Genomic DNA, 15,502 nt, shown 5'->3' with positions numbered 1-15,502 from the left:
CGGCGCCAGGCAAGGGGTGGCGGGCCTCGTCCGGCCAGGCGCCACCCCTGAGCCCCGGTGTCCGTCCGCTCCCCGGTGTCCGTCGAGGCGGTTCGGGCCCACCCCCGGCACACGACCCGAAGCCGTCCGGCCGCCCACCGGTCCGCCCAGCGGTCCGCCCGTCCGGGCTGTGGTCCAGGCCGGCGGCGGGCCGGTGTCAGGCCCCGGTGCCTGCCGCGGCGGCGCCCGGGCGGGTGTCGGCGGCGGGGCCCCCGCTGACCGCGTCCAGGTACTCGGCGACCGAGTCCCGGTTGCGGATCAGGCAGTTGATGCGTTCGGTCATCCGGTCGCGTTCAAGGGTGAGAGTGGCGAGCATCTCGGGTGTGGCGTCGGGGAAGTGGATGGTTCGGGGCTTGTCGAGGCAGGGAAGGATCTGCTTGATGATCCTGGTCGGGAGCCCGGCGTCCAGCAGTCCCCGGATCTGCATCACCCGGTCCACGAAGCGCTCGTCGTACTCGCGGTAGCCGTTGGGCGAGCGGGCGGAGACGATCAGCTGCTGCTCCTCGTAGTAGCGGAGCAGCCGGCGGGACGTGTCGGTGCGTACCGACAGCTCTCCGATGCGCATGTGACTGGCCTCACACTCGGTCCCGGGTTGACCCTCACATATATGTGAGGGTTCAACCATAGCCGCCATGAGCACACAGTCACCAGTGGACATCGAGGCCGGACCCGATGCCGACAACCGAGCGGAGCAACGGAAACTCCCCGTCCTGGCGCTGCTGGCGCTGGCCACCGCCGTTTTCGTCACCTGCCTGACCGAGACGCTGCCGGCGGGCGTGCTGCCCGCGATGAGCGCCGACCTCCGGGTCAGCGATTCGGCCATGGGGCAGTCGGTGACGATCTACGCGATCGGGACCGCGCTCACGGCGATCCCGCTGACCGTGGCCACCGCCGGGTGGCGGCGCAAGCGGCTGCTGCTGACGGCGATGGCGGCCTTCGCCGTCGCCAACACCGTCACGGCGGTGTCGACCGACTACCCGCTGACCATGGCGGGCCGGTTCGTCGCCGGGGTGGCCGCCGGGCTGGCGTGGGCGCTGCTGGCCGGGTACGCCCGCCGGATGGCGCCGGTCCATCTGCAGGGCAGGGCGATCGCGATCGTCATGACCGGCATCCCGGTCGCGCTGTCGCTGGGCGTACCCGCCGGCACCTTCCTGGGCAGGGAGCTCGGCTGGGGGGTGGCGTTCGTGGTGATGTCGGCGCTGGCCCTGATCGTGATCGGGTGGATCACGGCGACCGTGCCGGACCACCCGGGACAGCGGCCCGAAGGCAGGGCCCGCATCCTGGGGGCGCTCGCCGTCCCCGGGGTGACGCCGGTGCTGTTCGTGACCCTGGTCTTCGTGCTGGCCCACACCGTCCTGTACGCCTACATCGCGTCCTACCTCGACCACCTCGGCATGGGCCGCTCCACCGACCTGGTGCTGCTGGCCTTCGGCCTCGCCTCGATGGTGAGCATCTGGATCGTGGGGGCCCGGATCCACCACCGGCTGCGGGCCCTGACGATCGGCAGCTCGCTGCTGGTCGCGGTGGCGGCGGCCGGGCTGGGCCTGTGGTCCGGCAGCCACCCGGCGGTCTACCTGGCGGCGGCGCTCTGGGGCCTCGGCTGGGGAGGCGTTCCGACCCTGCTGCAGACCGCGGTGGGCGACGCGGGCGGTGAACAGGCGGACGCCGCCCAGGCGATGCTGGTCACCCTGTGGAACGTGGCGATGGCCGCCGGCGGGGTCCTCGGCGGCGTGCTGCTGGGCGTCCTCGGCGCCGGGTCCTTCCCGTGGAGCGTGCTGATCCTGATGGTCCCGGTGGTGGCCGTGGTGGTCGCCGCCCGGAAGCACGGGTTCCCCCTCCGGCGCGGGTGAGCGCCGCCCGCCGATCAGGCGCACCGGCCGGCGAGTTCTCGGCGCCGCCGCATTCGTTCCGTTGACCGCACCCGTTCCGTTGACCGCTGACCGCACCGACTCGGGAGACCGTCCGCCGTGCCGTTGAAACAGATCCATCTCGCCGCTCAACTCCCCGGCGTCCAGAACACCGTGATCTGGTCGGACCCCCGCGCGGGCAGCCAGATCGCCTTCGACTCGTTCGCCCGGCTGGCCCGGACCGCCGAGCGCGGCAGGTTCGACTTCTTCTTCCTCTCCGAGGGCCTGCGGCTGCGCGAGCACAAGGGGCGGGTGCACGACCTGGACGTGGTGGGCCGGCCCGAGTCGCTCACCGTGCTGAGCGCGCTCTCCGCCGTCACCACACATCTCGGGCTGGCCGCGACGGTCAACTCCACCTTCAACGAGCCGTACGAGGTGGCCCGGCGGCTGGCCACCCTGGACCACCTGAGCCGGGGCCGGGCCGGCTGGAACGTGGTCACCAGCCATGACGCGTTCACCGGCGAGAACTTCCGGCGCGGCGGCTTCCTCGACGAGGCCGACCGCTACACCCGGGCCGCCGAGTTCCTGCAGGCCACGCGGGTGCTGTGGGACAGCTGGCGGCCGGGCGACTTCCGGGCGGACGCGGCCTCCGGCGAGTTCATCGGGGCCGGGGCCGGCGGGTTCGAGCACCGGGGCCGGCACTTCGACATCTCCGGGCGGTTCAGCACGCCCCCCGGGCCGCAGGGCCACCCGGTGATCATCCAGGCCGGGGACTCCGCCGAGGGCCGGGAGTTCGCGGCCTCGGACGCCGACGTCGTCTTCAGCCGGCACGGCGACCTCGCCGGCGGCCGGGCCTTCTACCGGGACGTCAAGCGGCGGCTCGCCAGGTACGGCCGTACCCACGAGGACTTGAAGATCATCCCCTCGGTCTCCTACGTCCTGGGCGACACCGCCGCGGAGGCCGCCGAGCACGCCGCCGAGACCGCCCGGGCCCAGGTCGGCCCGCAGACGGCGCTGATGCTGCTGGAGGCGGCCTGGGGCCGGGACCTGTCGGGGTACGACCCGGACGGGCCGCTGCCGGACGTCGACCCGCTGCCCGACGGCGTCACCGAGGGGCACACGCAGTTCCGCAAGGGGCGCGAGGAGACCGTCCGCCGCTGGCGGAGGATCGCGCAGGCGCGCGGGCTGAGCATCCGGGGCCTGGTCACCGAGGTCACCGCGCGGCCGACCTTCGTCGGGACACCGCGCCAAGTGGCCGACGCCATGAACGAGTTCGTGCAGACCGACGCCGCCGACGGCTTCATCCTCGCCCCGCACCTGGTGCCCGACGGGCTGGACGACCTGGTCGACCAGGTCGTCCCGCTGCTCCAGGAGATGGGCGTCCACCGCACCGAGTACACCGGCGGCACGCTCCGCGACCACCTGGGTCTGCGACCGCACCGCAGCACGGCGGCCGGCCACGACGGCACGGCCGGACGCACCGAGAAGGAGGCATCGTGACACGGCTCCACCTCGCGGTCGCGCTGGACGGCACCGGCTGGCACCCGGCGTCCTGGCGGGAACCGGGGGCCCGGCCCGCCGAGATCCTGACCGCCCGGTACTGGGCCGACCTGGTCACCGAGGCCGAGCGCGGCCTGCTCGACTTCGTCACCTTCGAGGACACCCTCGGCCTGCAGACCTCGGCCTTCCACCTGCCGGACGACCGGACCGACCACGTCAGGGGCCGGCTGGACGCCGTCCTGCTGGCGGCCGCGCTGGCCCCGCTGACCTCGCACATCGGCCTGGTCCCGACCACCAACGTCACCCACACCGAGCCGTTCCACCTGGCCGTCGGCATCGCCTCCCTGGACCACGCGAGCCGGGGCCGGGCCGGCTGGCGTCCGCAGATCACCTCGCGAGCGGCCGATGCGGCCCACTTCGGGCGGCGGACCACCCCCCAGCTGACCCCTGAGGACGTCCTCGACTCCGAGCTGATCGCCGCGCGACTGCGTGAACTGTTCGGCGAGGCGGGCGAGGTGGTCGAGGTGGTCCGCCGGCTCTGGGACAGCTGGGAGGACGACGCGGAGATCCGGGACGCCCCGACAGGGCGCTTCATCGACCGTGACAAGGTGCACCACATCGACTTCGAGGGCCGGCACTTCCGCGTCCGGGGCCCGTCGATCACCCCGCGCCCGCCGCAGGGCCAGCCGGTGGTGGCCGTCCTCGCCCACGCGAGCACGCCGTACGAGCTGGCCGCCGCCGGGGCCGACGTCGTGATCATCACGCCGCAGTCCCGCGCGGACGCCGTCACCAGGCTCGGCGGGTTCGGCCGGGCGCGGCAGCGGTCCGGCCGGCCGGCGGGGGAGCGGATCAAGGCCTTCGCCGACCTGGTGGTCCTCCTGGACGCGGAACCGGGCCGGGCCGCCGAGCGCAAGCGCCGGCTGGACGAGGTGGACGGCAGCGTGTTCGGCTCGGACGCGGCGGTCTTCACCGGTACCCCCGGCGAGTTGGCCGACCTGCTGCTGGAGTGGCAGGAGGCCGGACTGGACGGGTTCCGGCTGCGGCCGGGCGTGCTGCCGCACGACCTCGCCGCCATCACCGGCGGCCTGGTGCCCGAGCTCCGGCGACGCCGGGCGTTCCGTACCGCCTACGAGGCCGACACCCTGCGCGGACTGCTCGGCCTGCCCCGCCCCGCCAACCGCCATACGCGGGCCGGCAGCACGGGACCCGCCCGGTGACCGGCCCGCCGACCTGGCCGGCCCGCCCGGTCCGCCGAGCGCCCGGTGGACCGGTGACCGGCCCCGGACGCCTGGCGCTGGAGCGTCCTACACCAACGTTCGCCAGTAGTACCAGAACCGGTTGAGGATCATCAGCGCGATCACCGCGTACCAGAGGGCGGGCACCACCCAGTGGTAGCGGACGGCCTCCCGGACGACCGGGTGCAGGCGGGCGGGGAGGGGGACGGTACCGGTCCGCAGGTTGTGCAGGGTGAGGTACCAGAACAGGGCGATCGTGACGGCCCAGACGACCATGCAGTACGGGCACAGGGCGCCGATCCGGTAGAGCGCCTGGACGATCAGCCAGTGGGTGAAGGCCAGGCCGAGCACCGAGCCCAGCTGCAGCCCGAGCCAGAACCAGCGCCGGAACGCGGCTCCGGCCAGCGACCCGGCGCCGACGGCGAGGAGCACCGCGAAGGCGGCGATGCCCAGCAGCGGGTTGGGGAACCCGAAGACCTCGGCCTGCGCGGTGCGCATCACCGAACCGCAGCTGACGACCGGGTTGATGTTGCAGCTCGGAATGTACGAAGGGTCCGACAGCAGGCGGATCTTGTCGAAGGTCAGGACGGCCGAGGCGACCAGGCCGACGAGGCCGGCCAGCGTCAGCAGCAGGGCGAGGGCCCGGCCGGCCGGCACCGGGCCCCGGGCCGGGGCGGCGGGGCGCTCAGGACGCGCGGGGTGGGCGGGGTGTGCGGACAGGACGGTCATCGGGACGGACTCCAGTGGGTGTGGAACTCCGGTGGGCACGGCGGGGACCGGTCCGGCCCGGCCGGGAGAGGCCGGGCCGGTACCGGTGGTGCGGTACGCGTCCGCGTCGGCGGTCAGCGGTCGCCCGGCCGACGGCGGGCCGTACGCGACGGGCGGGCGGTGACCGCCCGCCGGCTCACCGGGCGCCGGCGGCCTGCCGCAGCTGGGCGGTGAGCTGCTCGGCCGTCAGGGGCCGGCCGCTGCTGTCGGCCAGCTTGACCGGCCTGCCGTCGAGCTTGACGGTCGGCGTGCCGGTCACCCCGCTGGAGTTGAACGCCTCGGCCACCTTGGCCGCCCACGGCGCGTAGGTGCCCTCGGTGACGGCCTTGGTGAAGGCCTCGGTCTTCAGCCCCGGGACCTGCTCGGCCAGCGCGAGGATCCGGTTGACGTCCCCGAAGCCGTCCTCGCGCTCCTCGGGCTGGTTGGCGTAGAGCACGTCGTGGAACTGCTTGAACTTGTCCACGCCTTCGTTGGCCGCGGCCCCGGCGGCGGCCAGCGCGGTGCGCGAGCCCCGGCCGCCGAGATTGACGTCCAGGAAGGCGGCCAGGTGGTACTCGATCTTGTAGGTACCGTCGTCCGCGAGCTGCTGGACGGCCTTGCCGTGCGCCTTCTCGAAGGTCTTGCAGACGGGGCAGCGGAAGTCCTCGAACACCTGCAGCGTGTGCGCGGCGTCCGGCTTCCCGTAGGTGATCACGGTGCCGTCCGGGCCGGAGGTGTTGGCCGGCACCACCAGCGGGCCGGCCGGGCCGGCGGTCCTGGCCGGGTCGCCGGCGGCGGCCGGGACGGCCTTGGCGCCGCCGCCCGCGGTGCCGATCGCCAGGGCGGTGCCGCCGGCCAGGGCCAGCACCGCGACGATCGCGGCGCCCGTCACGATCCGCCGGCGGGTCCGGGCGGACCTGGCCTCCAGGCGGTGGGCCTCCTGGATGCGCTCGCGGGCCGTCGGCAGGGAGGCGCGGTGCGGGTTCTGCGGCGGGAGCTGCTGGGCGCTGCCCGGCGCGGTGCTCCGCTGCTCGGCCGGGTCGCCGGCGGCGGGCCGGATCGGGCTGTCGGACATCGGGCTGCTGGACATCGGGCTCTGGGGCATCGGGCTCTTGGACATCGGGTCGACTCCTGGACGGATGCGGCGCGGGCGGCCGCGGCCCGGGGCGCACCGCCGGAGGGCGGGTGCGGGCGGGCGGCGCGGGGGCCGGGCGGTGGATGCTCTGGACGGCCGGGGTGGGCGCGTCGCCGGGGCACCGTCGTCCGGGCGTGCCCGGGGGAGCCGGGCAGGGACGGCGGACGGTCTCAGGCGGCGGGCGCGAAGGCCGGCGGGCCGCGTCGGGGGGCCGGGCCGCGCAGAACGTCCTGGTGGCGCGGTCGCGGAAGGTCCGGGACCGGCAGCGGGACCAGCCGGACGGGGCGGGCCGGCACCGGCGCGAGCAGCAGCAGCCGCCGGAGCGGACCGCCGAGCGACTCGCGCAGGGCGCGCAGCGCGCTCGCCAGACCGCTCAGCGCGGCGTCGCCCAGCCGGAGCCAGACGGCCGCGACGACGGCCACCAGCAGGTGGACCAGCAGCAGGAACAGCTGGGCGGCGGCGGGGGCGACCGGGCCGGTGCGGCCGAGCGGGCCGGGGAGGAACGAGCCGTCCAGCGAACCGCCGCCGCAGACCAGCAGGTTCATCCCGTGGACCGGGCCGTGGCCGGCGCCGAAGGCCGGCGCACAGGTCGTCTGGCCGAGGTTGAAGGTGGTGTTCAGCAGCAGCTCGACGGGGACCAGCACCGCCGAGATGTGCAGCAGCCCCCGCTCGGCGCCGGCCAGTGCGGCGGCGGCCAGGAAGACCACCACGGTCGCGCCGGCCAGCAGGCCCAGCGGCAGCGGGCGGCCGGTGACGACGACCTGGCCGGCCGCGGAGAGCGGCACGGCGAGCGCGGTGAACACCGCTGCCCGCAGGGCCCTCGTCGCGTGGCTGGTCGTCATGTTCGGGAGTATGCCATGCGACCGGCCGGCGGCACGAGGCCGTCCCGCGCAACGGCCGCCCTGGGACGTACGGGTGTCGCAGTCTCGGGTACCCGTTCGTCACCGGGGTGCCGCGGCTTCACTCCTGGGGCGGTTTCGGCCGCGAATCCGGGTGATCGACACCGGGCCGCTCTCAGGGCGGTTGCAGAATCAGCCGATGGACAACGCCGCTCACTCGCCGCAGGCCTCCCAGGCCCCCCAACTGCCGCAGCCCGCCCACTCTTCGGAGCACTCCGCGCCCGCGCACCCGACCCACCCGACCGGTGCTCCGCACGGCCCCCAGGGGCCTTCCGGACCGCACGCCACGGAGCACCCCGCGGAGCATCAGGACGACCACCCGGACGACCACCACCCGCCGCAGGACGGCCACCCGTCCCACGACCAGCACCACCCGCCGGACCCGCACCCGGAGAACCCGAACCCGCCGCACGACGGTCACCCCTCGCACGACGGCAGCCCCCCGCACGACGGCCACCCGCCGCACCTCCCACATCCTCCGCACGTGCCGGCGCCCCCCTGCAAGCCGCCGCCGCCCCCGCCGCCCTGCCCGCCACCACCACCCTGCCCGCCGCCCAAGCCCGATCCCCCGCTGCCACCGGTGGTCCATCCGCCGGACCCGCCCGTGCCGCCGCCTCCGCCACCGCCCGACCCGCCGTCACCTCCGCCACCGCCACCGCCACCACCGGTGAAGGCGGCGGCGCCGGAGCCGGTCAAGGCCGCGCCGACGCCGGCCGCGCCCGTCCCGGTGAAGCCCGCCAAGGCCAAGGCCGTCGTGGTGGCCGCCCCGCCCGCACCGACCCTGCTCCCGCCCCCGCCGGTGGCCACACCGATCGCGGGCACCGCCGTCCCGGCGCCCCCGCCGCCGCTCGCCGTGGCGCCGGAACCCGTGCTGGACCCGGTGGTGCTGTCCGTCGTCCTGCTCGTCACCGTCCTCGTACCCGCGGCACTCGCCGCGATCTTCCAACCCGTCACCAGGAGTCGCAGATGAACCCCGCCCCGATCGTCGGAGCCCTCGCGGCAGCGACCGTGGCCCTGATCAGCCTGGCCGTCGCCCAGCGGCTGCGCCCCGCCCTTCCCGAGGGCGAGGAGGCGGACGGCCCGCACCCGGTGCTGTCCACCATCGGCGGCGGCCTGCTGTCCGGCTTCGTGCTGCTGACCGGGTTCCTGGTGGCCACCGGCTGGGCCGCCCACAGCACCCAGGTGGTGCCGCCGGTCGGCCTGTACGCGGCCGACCTGGCGGCCGGCTGCGCCGTCCTGGTCTACCCGTCCCTGGCGGGTCTGCCGTTCAGCGCGCGGCACGCCACGGCGGTCGGCCTGTTCGGCATGCTCGTCGGCTACACCCTGTCGCTGGCGATCCAGCTGCGGCCCTGAGCCCCGGCCGGGCGGCTCCCGCCGCCCTGCTCCCGGCCGTCGGTCCGCCACCGTCGCCGGGTGGGTTCTAGGCTGGAGGCCAGAGCTTCGGACCGGCCGGGTCGCCGGCCGGTCCGGTCGACCCGCGAGGGGGTGACCAGGTGCCGGCACCCGCGACCACCGCACCGGCGACCACGATCGGCGCCGTCGTGCTGGCCCGGTTGGCCGCCCAGGCCGAGGTGCTCGCCGCGCTCGAACCGGCGGTGCGGGCGGACGAACCGGACGCCGTGCACCGGATGCGGGTCGCCTGCCGACGGCTGCGCAGCGCGCTGCAGACCTACCGGCGGCTGTTCGCCGAGGGCCCGGCACGGGAGCTGGCCACCGAGCTGAAGTGGCTCGGCGCGGTGCTGGGGCAGGCCCGCGACCGCGAGGTGCTGGGCGAGCGGCTGCTGGCCGACGCCCGCGCACTGCCGCCGGACTGCCGCCCGGAGCGGACGGCCGGCCGGCTCGCCGCGTGGTTCCGGCGGGAGGGGGATCGCCTCCGGCCGGAGGTCGTCGCGGCCCTGGACAGCACCCGGCGCCGGGCCCTGGGGGCGGACCTGGCCGCGCTGCTGGCCGATCCGCCGCTGCGCGGCCGGGCCGGGCGGGCCGCCGTGCCCGAGTTCTCCCGGATCGCCGCCCGCGAGCAGCGCCGGACGGCCGATCGGGTCCGGACCGCCCTGGCGGCCGGGCCCGGGCCGGACGGCGATACCGCGCTGCACGAGGCCCGCAAGGCGGCGAAGCGGGCCCGGTACGCGGCGGAGACCGCCGAGCCGGTGGCCGGTGAGGCCGCCCGCCGGTACGCGCAGCGGATGAAGGCCGTCCAGGAGCTGCTCGGCGAGCACCAGGACGCGGTGGTGGCCGCCGCCGCCCTGCGCGACCTGGCCGCGGGCACGGACCCGGGAACGGTGACGGGTGCGGACACGGGTACGGGCGGGGACCAGGGGTGCGCCGATGCCTTCGCGTACGGCGTCCTGTACGCCCGGCAGCTGGCCGCGGCGGCGGCCGCCCGGGAGCGGCTGCCGGAGGTCTGGGCCCGCGCGGCCGGGCGGCGCCTGCCCCGCTTCGGCTGACCTGCCCGACGCCCCGGGAAGGGGCTCCTACGGCTCCGGGGACGGGTCCAGGCCGGCCCCTCGGGCCGCCGTGCGCAGGACGTCGCGGAGCATCGCGGGCGTCAGCCGGCCGGTGAAGGTGTTGCGTGGGCTGACGTGGTAGCAGCCGTGCAGCTCCAGTGGCGGCCCGCCGTCGGCGGCCGGCAGGCTGACGTGCGCGCCGTGGCCGAACACCGGGCGGGGCCGGGGCAGCTGCCAGCCGGCCGCGGCCAGCGCCGGGAGCAGCGCCTGCCAGGCGAACCCGCCGAGTGCGACCACGGCCCGGACGTGCGGGCGCAGCAGCGTCAGCTCGCGGGCGATCCACGGCCGGCAGGTGTCGCGTTCGGCCGGGGTGGGCCGGTTGTCGGGCGGGGCGCAGCGGACGGGGTCGGTGATCCGTACGCCGTACAGTTCCAGGCCGTCGCCGAGCCGGACGGACTCGGGGCGGGAGGCCAGGCCCAGGCGGTGCAGCTCGGCGTAGAGCAGGTCTCCGGAGGGGTCCCCGGTGAAGATCCGGCCGGTGCGGTTGGCGCCGTGGGCGGCGGGCGCGAGGCCGACCAGGACGAGCGGGGCGTCGGCCGGGCCGAACCCGGGGATCGGCCGGGCCCAGTAGTCCCAGTCCAGGTAGGACTTCCGCTTGGTGCGGGCCGCCTCCTCGCGCCAGGAGACCAGCCGGGGGCAGGCCCGGCAGTCCGTGACGGCGGCGTCCAGGACGGCCAGGTTCGTGGCGGCGGCCGCGGTGACCTCGGGATGTGCGGGGTGCTCGGGGTGCTCGGGGTGCTCGGGGTGTTCCGGATGTGCGAGGTGCTCCGGGGCGTCCGGTCGGCCTGTCCGGTCCGCCGCCGGGCGGTGCGCCGGGCGGGCCGGCCGCGACGGGCCGGCGGCGGTGGTGCGGCGCGCGGGCTGGGGCTGGTCCGGCATGCCCTCGATCCTAGGCGGGCGCGCCGGCCGCCGGGGATCGTCGCCCCGCCCGGGGGAGCGCGGCCGGCGCCCGTTCCGGCGGTGCCCGCGCAGGCGTAGCGTGGAAGGCGGCTGTTCCGGCGATCGTCAGCCCGGTCCCACCCCGATCGGGCCGGGGCGGTCGGGTGCCTGAGGTGGCGGCGATGCTGATTATCGATGTGGTGCTGGGGGCGGTGGCGGCAGCGGGTCTGTGGGCCGGGCTGAGCTTCCGGGTGGTCCAGCAGTTCCAGCGCGGCGTGGTGTTCCGGTTCGGGCGGGTGCGCGCACAGGTGCGCGATCCGGGGCTGGTGATGCTGATGCCGGTCGCCGACCGCCTGCACAAGGTGAACGTGCAGATCGTCACGATGCCGATCCCGGCCCAGGAGGGCATCACCCGCGACAACGTGACCGTACGGGTGGACGCGGTGGTGTACTTCAGGGTGCTCGACCCCGTCCGCGCGGTCGTCAACGTCCAGGACTACGGCTTCGCGATCTCCCAGGTCGCCCAGACCTCGCTGCGTTCGATCATCGGCAAGAGCGAGCTGGACGACCTGCTGGCCAACCGCGAGCCGATCAACCAGGGCCTGGAGCTGATGCTGGACACCCCGGCCCTGGGCTGGGGCGTCGAGATCGACCGGGTGGAGATCAAGGACGTGGCGCTGCCGGAGTCGATGAAGCGCTCGATGTCCAGGCAGGCGGAGGCCGAGCGGGAGCGGCGGGCCCGGATCATCACGGCGGACGGCGAGTTCCAGGCCTCGGCCCGGCTGTCGGAGGCGGCCGCGGTGATGAGCGCGACCCCGGCGGCCCTCCAACTGCGTCTGCTGCAGACGGTGGTGGAGGTCGCGGCGGAGAAGAACTCGACCCTGGTGCTGCCGTTCCCGGTAGAGCTGCTGCGCTTCCTCGACAGCGCGACGGCCGCCAACGTCCGGGCGGCGCCGGCGGGCGAGGCCGAAGGCGACGGGCAGCCGGGGGTGGTGGAGGCGGTCGAAGCCGTCGAGGCGGCCCGCCGGGGCGTCGAGCAGCTGGAACTGCCCCCGCTGGAGGAGCTGTTGGCGCGGGTCCCGAAGGAGGAGCGGACGGCTGTCGACGTCCCGCGGGTGGACGGCGGGGACGGCTCCGGGCCGGACCACGCCCGCGAACAGTGACGCCCGGTGGCGCCCCGGCCGGGGCCGGACCACGATGGGAGCAAGGGGCCGCGAGTGGGAGCGGGGGCCACGAGTGGGAGCGGGGGAGTGGGCAGTTACGGCAGGAGGCCTGACCATGACCAGAGCCGGCGACATCATGCACGCGGGGGCGGAGTGTGTCGGCGAGCACGACACACTCGCCGACGCGGCCAGGATCATGCGGGAGCGGGACGTCGGGGCGCTCCCCATCTGCGGCGACAAGCAGAAGCTGCTGGGCATTCTCACCGACCGCGACATCGTGCTGAAGTGCGTCGCCGAAGGGCGTGACCCCAGCCAGGTCGAGGCCGGTGAACTCGCCCAGGGCCGCCCGATGGTGGTGGAGGACGACGAGGACACCGAGCAGGTGCTCCGGGTCATGGAGCAGTACCGGGTGCGGCGGCTGCCGGTGATCAACCATCCGGAGCACGAGCTGGTCGGGATGATCAGCGAGGCGGACATCGCCCGCGGCATGCCGCAGGCCCGGGTCGCCGAGTTCGTGTCGGTGATCTGCGCCCGGTAGCGCCGGGCGGTGACCGACGGAGGTACCCGCCCTGGGTACCTCCGTCCTCGTTCTTCCGGCGTCCGGCGGTCCGGGGGTGGCGGTGCGGTCCGAAACCGTCGCCCGGCGCGTGTTCTCGGGTGGCGGTGCGCGGCCCGCGGCCGCCGCAGGCACCCGGAGAGGACACCACCCGATGCGGAACCCCGCACTCGACCGCCGTACCTTCCTGCGCGCGGCGGCCGCCGCCGGAGCCGGCCTGCCCGTGGCGGCCGCCGCGTTACCCGCCGAGGCCGCGCCACGGGACTGGCCGGGCCGGGCCGACACGCAGCCGCAGGAACAGCAGGAACAGCGGGAACAGCGGGAACAGCGGGAACAGCGGGAACAGCCGGACGGGCAGGAGCAGGCCGGGAGGCCGTCCGGCACCGTCTACCGCTGGCTCGGCACGGCGGGCTGGCGGATCGACCACGGCGGCCGCACCGTCCTGTTCGACCCCTACCTGACCCGCTTCAGCACCGGCCTCCACGTCGACGGCGGCAAGGCCTTCGACCCCGCCACGCCGCTGGTCACCGACCCGGCGCTGGTGGACCCGCACATCGGTACCCCGGAGCTGCTCCTGGTCAGCCACAGTCACTGGGACCACATCAACGACGTCCCGTACATCGCGGCCAGGACCGGCGCGCCGGTGGTCGGCACCGAGACCACCTACCACCTGCTGCGCGCCCTCGACGTGCCCGCCGGGCAGCTGATCGTGGTGAAGGGCGGCGAGGTGCTGGACTTCGGCGGCGGGCTGACCGTGGAGGTGGTGGCGAGCCGGCACAGCCGCAACGAGCAGCGCCGGTACTTCGCGCCCGGGACGCTGAACGCGCTTCCGCCGCGGCGGCCGGCCACCGTCGGCGATCTGCCCGAGGGCGACACGCTGGCCTTCCAGGTCGGCTTCGAGGGCGGCCCGACGGCCTTCCTGACGGGCGCGAGCGACTTCGCCGAGCGGGAGGCGGCCGGGTTGCGGCCCGATCTGGCGATGATCGCCGTACCCGGCAGCGCGGCCACCCACGGGTACGTGCCACGGCTGATGCGGGCGCTGGGCAACCCGCGGACGGTCGTGCCGGTGCACTGGGACACCTTCGAGAGCGCGCTGGTGAACCCCGTCCGGCCGGACCCGCACATGGACCTGGCCGCGTTCACCGCGCAGGTGGCGCAGGCCTCCCCGCAGACCCGCGTGGTGGTGCCGGACTACCTGACGCCCCGCACCTTCTGCTGACGCCGAGCGCCATCGGCCGAGGCCCCCGCACCTTCGGCGGACCCGGCGGACCCGGCGGCGCGGGCGAGCCGGGAGCGCGCCGGCGGGCGGCCCCGGGTGTGGGGCCGCCCGCCGGTGGAGCGGTGCGGTCAGCTGCAGGTGATGCTCAGCGAGCTGTTGGCCTTGCAGGTGCGGGTGGCGCTGTCGTTGGCCGCCGCCGGGTCGGCGGGCACGCTGGCGGTGCGGGTCGCGGTGACGGCCCAGGTCCGGTAGGTGAGCAGGCCGACCGGGACGGAGAAGTGCCGGGTGACGGCGGCGCCGTTGGCCAGGGCCGGCAGGGTGCAGGTGACCTTGCCGGCGGCCGCGGTGCAGTCGGTCGAGGTCGCGGTGGTCGGGGAGGTCAGCGGCACCGAGACGGTGCCGGAGGTGAGCTTCGAGGGACCGCGGTTGGTGACGGTCAGGGTGTAGTCGACGCGGCCGCCGAACAGGGCGGTCACCGGCGTCGCGGTGAGGGCGACGGCGAGGTCCGCCTGCTCGGTGTAGGTGTAGCGGTCGCCCTGGACGGCGGGGCTGACCCCCTCCGGGGTGGTGACCCGGATGTCGACCGTCCCGGCGGCGCCGGCCGGCGCGGTGGCGGTGCAGCTGGTCGCGGTGCAGGAGACGGCGGTCGCGGCGGCGGAGCCGAAGGTCACCGCGGTGGCCGTGGCCAGGTTGGTGCCGGTGACGGTGACGGCGGTGCCGCCGGCGACCGGGCCGCTCGCGGGGCTGACCGCGGTGACGGTCGGGGTGGGCCGCGGGATGTCCAGCACGCTCACCGCGCCGGCGCCGAAGTCGGCCAGGTAGCCGCGCTTGCCGTTGGGGGTGATCGCCAGCCCGTACGGGTTGCTGCCGACCGGGAGGGTGGCGCTCACCGTGTTGTCGGCGGTCGTGATGACGCTCACCGTGTTGTCGTCGTAGTTGCTGACGAACGCCTGCCGGCCGTCGGGGGCGACGGTGACGGCCAGCGGGTTGGCGCCCACGACGATCGATCCGGCGGCGGCCCCGGTGGCGGTGTCGATCACCCCGACGCTGTGGTCCTCCCAGTTGGCGGTGTAGATCCGGGCGCCGTTCGGCGTGACCGCCAGGTCGAACGGGGTGCTCGGGACGGTGATGGTGCTGCTCACCGTGTTGGTGGCGGTGTCGACGACCTGCACGGCCTTGTCACCGGGGACGGCGACGTAGAGCTTGTGGCCGTCGGGGGAGAGCGCCAGCCCGTGCGGCTCGGTGCCGACCGGGACGGTGGCGCTCACCGTGTTGCCGGCGGTCTCGATCACGCTGACGGTGTTGGCGTCGGCGTTGCTGACGTAGACGTGCCCGCCGTCCGGGGCGACCGCCACGTCGAAGGGCCCGGCGCCGACCGGGACGGTCGCGCCGACCGTCCGCCCGGCGGTGTCGATCACGCTGACGGTGTTCTCCGCGGAGTGCGTCAGGTAGGCGTGCCTGCCGTCGGGCGCGATCGCGACCGCGTAGGAGCCGGAGCCGGTCTCGACGGTGGCGGCGACGGTCCCGGCGGCGGTGTCGATGACCTTCACCGCGCCGGTGCTCTGGCTGGTGACGTAGGCCTGGGAGCCGTCGGGCAGCACCGCCACCCCGGCGGGGTAGGGGCCTACTTGGATGGTGCTGGTCACGGTGGGCGGCGCGTCCGCGAACGCCGCGCCGGCCGGGCACGTCACCAGCGCTCCCACGGTCAGACCTGTCGCCAGCAGGGCCGTCCAGGGTGTGCGGAAAGAACGACGTGTCCTCACAGAAGCCTCCGGGGCT

The 15,502-nt window shown here is 75.4% G+C and carries 15 protein-coding genes; 9 read left to right on the top strand and 6 right to left on the bottom strand.

The genetic code is table 11. The features are described from left to right. Window positions 1–196: 196 nt before the first annotated feature. On the bottom strand, window positions 197–604 hold the full coding sequence (locus OG689_RS06660; RefSeq protein ID WP_266318572.1) for a MerR family transcriptional regulator: 408 nt from the start codon (window positions 602–604) through the stop codon (window positions 197–199). Between the two features lie 67 nt (window positions 605–671). Between OG689_RS06660 and OG689_RS06655 the strand changes: the two genes are divergently transcribed. The 3 genes from OG689_RS06655 to OG689_RS06645 all read left to right on the top strand — a co-directional run bounded on the left by OG689_RS06655 (window position 672) and on the right by OG689_RS06645 (window position 4,603). Further along, window positions 672–1,889, top strand: a complete 1,218-nt coding sequence (locus OG689_RS06655) for an MFS transporter (RefSeq protein ID WP_266318571.1) — start codon at window positions 672–674, stop codon at window positions 1,887–1,889. A gap of 123 nt (window positions 1,890–2,012) precedes the next feature. Further along, entirely contained in the window at window positions 2,013–3,386 is a 1,374-nt protein-coding gene (locus tag OG689_RS06650) for an NtaA/DmoA family FMN-dependent monooxygenase (protein ID WP_266326917.1), read from the top strand. Continuing rightward, window positions 3,383–4,603 carry an LLM class flavin-dependent oxidoreductase gene (locus tag OG689_RS06645; protein WP_266318569.1) on the top strand — a complete coding sequence of 407 codons (1,221 nt, stop codon included), beginning with the start codon at window positions 3,383–3,385 and terminating at the stop codon, window positions 4,601–4,603. The genes OG689_RS06650 and OG689_RS06645 overlap by 4 nt, the downstream gene beginning before the upstream one ends. An 87-nt stretch (window positions 4,604–4,690) precedes the next feature. On the opposite strand, the gene OG689_RS06640 is transcribed toward OG689_RS06645, so the two are convergent. The 3 genes from OG689_RS06640 to OG689_RS06630 all read right to left on the bottom strand — a co-directional run bounded on the left by OG689_RS06640 (window position 4,691) and on the right by OG689_RS06630 (window position 7,345). Beyond that, on the bottom strand, window positions 4,691–5,350 hold the full coding sequence (locus OG689_RS06640; RefSeq protein ID WP_266318567.1) for a vitamin K epoxide reductase family protein: 660 nt from the start codon (window positions 5,348–5,350) through the stop codon (window positions 4,691–4,693). 175 nt (window positions 5,351–5,525) lie between these two features. Then, the gene (locus OG689_RS06635; protein WP_266318565.1) at window positions 5,526–6,488 is read right to left on the bottom strand and encodes a thioredoxin domain-containing protein; all 963 of its coding nucleotides are present in this window, start codon (window positions 6,486–6,488) and stop codon (window positions 5,526–5,528) included. Window positions 6,489–6,673: 185 nt separating this feature from the next. After that, on the bottom strand, window positions 6,674–7,345 hold the full coding sequence (locus OG689_RS06630; RefSeq protein ID WP_266318564.1) for a hypothetical protein: 672 nt from the start codon (window positions 7,343–7,345) through the stop codon (window positions 6,674–6,676). Window positions 7,346–8,069: 724 nt separating this feature from the next. On the opposite strand from OG689_RS06630, the gene OG689_RS06625 reads away from it, so the two are divergent. The 3 genes from OG689_RS06625 (at window position 8,070) to OG689_RS06615 (ending at window position 9,846) form a co-directional block, all read left to right on the top strand. After that, a complete protein-coding gene (locus tag OG689_RS06625) occupies window positions 8,070–8,372 on the top strand; it encodes a hypothetical protein (RefSeq protein ID WP_266318562.1) in 303 nt (100 codons plus the stop codon). Next, window positions 8,369–8,755: a hypothetical protein gene (locus OG689_RS06620; RefSeq protein WP_266318560.1), complete on the top strand. Its 387-nt coding sequence runs from the start codon at window positions 8,369–8,371 to the stop codon at window positions 8,753–8,755. The genes OG689_RS06625 and OG689_RS06620 overlap by 4 nt, the downstream gene beginning before the upstream one ends. Before the next feature lie 140 nt (window positions 8,756–8,895). Next, window positions 8,896–9,846, top strand: a complete 951-nt coding sequence (locus tag OG689_RS06615; RefSeq protein ID WP_266318558.1) for a CHAD domain-containing protein — start codon at window positions 8,896–8,898, stop codon at window positions 9,844–9,846. A gap of 27 nt (window positions 9,847–9,873) precedes the next feature. On the opposite strand, the gene OG689_RS06610 is transcribed toward OG689_RS06615, so the two are convergent. Further along, on the bottom strand, window positions 9,874–10,785 hold the full coding sequence (locus tag OG689_RS06610) for a uracil-DNA glycosylase (RefSeq protein WP_323189260.1): 912 nt from the start codon (window positions 10,783–10,785) through the stop codon (window positions 9,874–9,876). Window positions 10,786–10,967: 182 nt separating this feature from the next. Here OG689_RS06610 and OG689_RS06605 point away from each other — a divergent pair, with 182 nt between their 5' ends. From OG689_RS06605 to OG689_RS06595, 3 genes are all read left to right on the top strand, one after another. Further along, on the top strand, window positions 10,968–11,948 hold the full coding sequence (locus tag OG689_RS06605) for a slipin family protein (protein WP_266318556.1): 981 nt from the start codon (window positions 10,968–10,970) through the stop codon (window positions 11,946–11,948). A 115-nt stretch (window positions 11,949–12,063) separates the two neighbouring features. Continuing rightward, window positions 12,064–12,486, top strand: coding sequence for a CBS domain-containing protein (locus OG689_RS06600; RefSeq protein ID WP_266318554.1), 423 nt, complete (start codon window positions 12,064–12,066; stop codon window positions 12,484–12,486). 172 nt (window positions 12,487–12,658) lie between these two features. Continuing rightward, entirely contained in the window at window positions 12,659–13,723 is a 1,065-nt protein-coding gene (locus OG689_RS06595; RefSeq protein WP_266318552.1) for an MBL fold metallo-hydrolase, read from the top strand. A gap of 128 nt (window positions 13,724–13,851) precedes the next feature. Here OG689_RS06595 and OG689_RS06590 read toward each other — a convergent pair whose 3' ends face one another. Further along, the gene (locus OG689_RS06590) at window positions 13,852–15,426 is read right to left on the bottom strand and encodes an IPT/TIG domain-containing protein (RefSeq protein WP_266318550.1); all 1,575 of its coding nucleotides are present in this window, start codon (window positions 15,424–15,426) and stop codon (window positions 13,852–13,854) included. Window positions 15,427–15,502: the final 76 nt, after the last annotated feature.

Source organism: Kitasatospora sp. NBC_00240 (assembly GCF_026342405.1).
GTDB lineage: Bacteria > Actinomycetota > Actinomycetes > Streptomycetales > Streptomycetaceae > Kitasatospora.
The sequence above is the reverse complement of the archived record's forward strand: the minus strand, read 5'-3'. Positions and strand labels throughout refer to the sequence as shown.

Bases quoted from the DNA above. Each gene is read 5' to 3' on its own strand.
- OG689_RS06660 (WP_266318572.1), bottom strand. From the start codon at position 604: ATGCGCATCGGAGAGCTGTCGGTACGCACCGACACGTCCCGCCGGCTG.
- OG689_RS06655 (WP_266318571.1), top strand. From the start codon at position 672: ATGAGCACACAGTCACCAGTGGACATCGAGGCCGGACCCGATGCCGAC.
- OG689_RS06640 (WP_266318567.1), bottom strand. From the start codon at position 5,350: ATGACCGTCCTGTCCGCACACCCCGCCCACCCCGCGCGTCCTGAGCGC.
- OG689_RS06635 (WP_266318565.1), bottom strand. From the start codon at position 6,488: ATGTCCAAGAGCCCGATGCCCCAGAGCCCGATGTCCAGCAGCCCGATG.
- OG689_RS06630 (WP_266318564.1), bottom strand. From the start codon at position 7,345: ATGACGACCAGCCACGCGACGAGGGCCCTGCGGGCAGCGGTGTTCACC.
- OG689_RS06620 (WP_266318560.1), top strand. From the start codon at position 8,369: ATGAACCCCGCCCCGATCGTCGGAGCCCTCGCGGCAGCGACCGTGGCC.
- OG689_RS06610 (WP_323189260.1), bottom strand. From the start codon at position 10,785: ATGCCGGACCAGCCCCAGCCCGCGCGCCGCACCACCGCCGCCGGCCCG.
- OG689_RS06605 (WP_266318556.1), top strand. From the start codon at position 10,968: ATGCTGATTATCGATGTGGTGCTGGGGGCGGTGGCGGCAGCGGGTCTG.
- OG689_RS06600 (WP_266318554.1), top strand. From the start codon at position 12,064: ATGACCAGAGCCGGCGACATCATGCACGCGGGGGCGGAGTGTGTCGGC.
- OG689_RS06595 (WP_266318552.1), top strand. From the start codon at position 12,659: ATGCGGAACCCCGCACTCGACCGCCGTACCTTCCTGCGCGCGGCGGCC.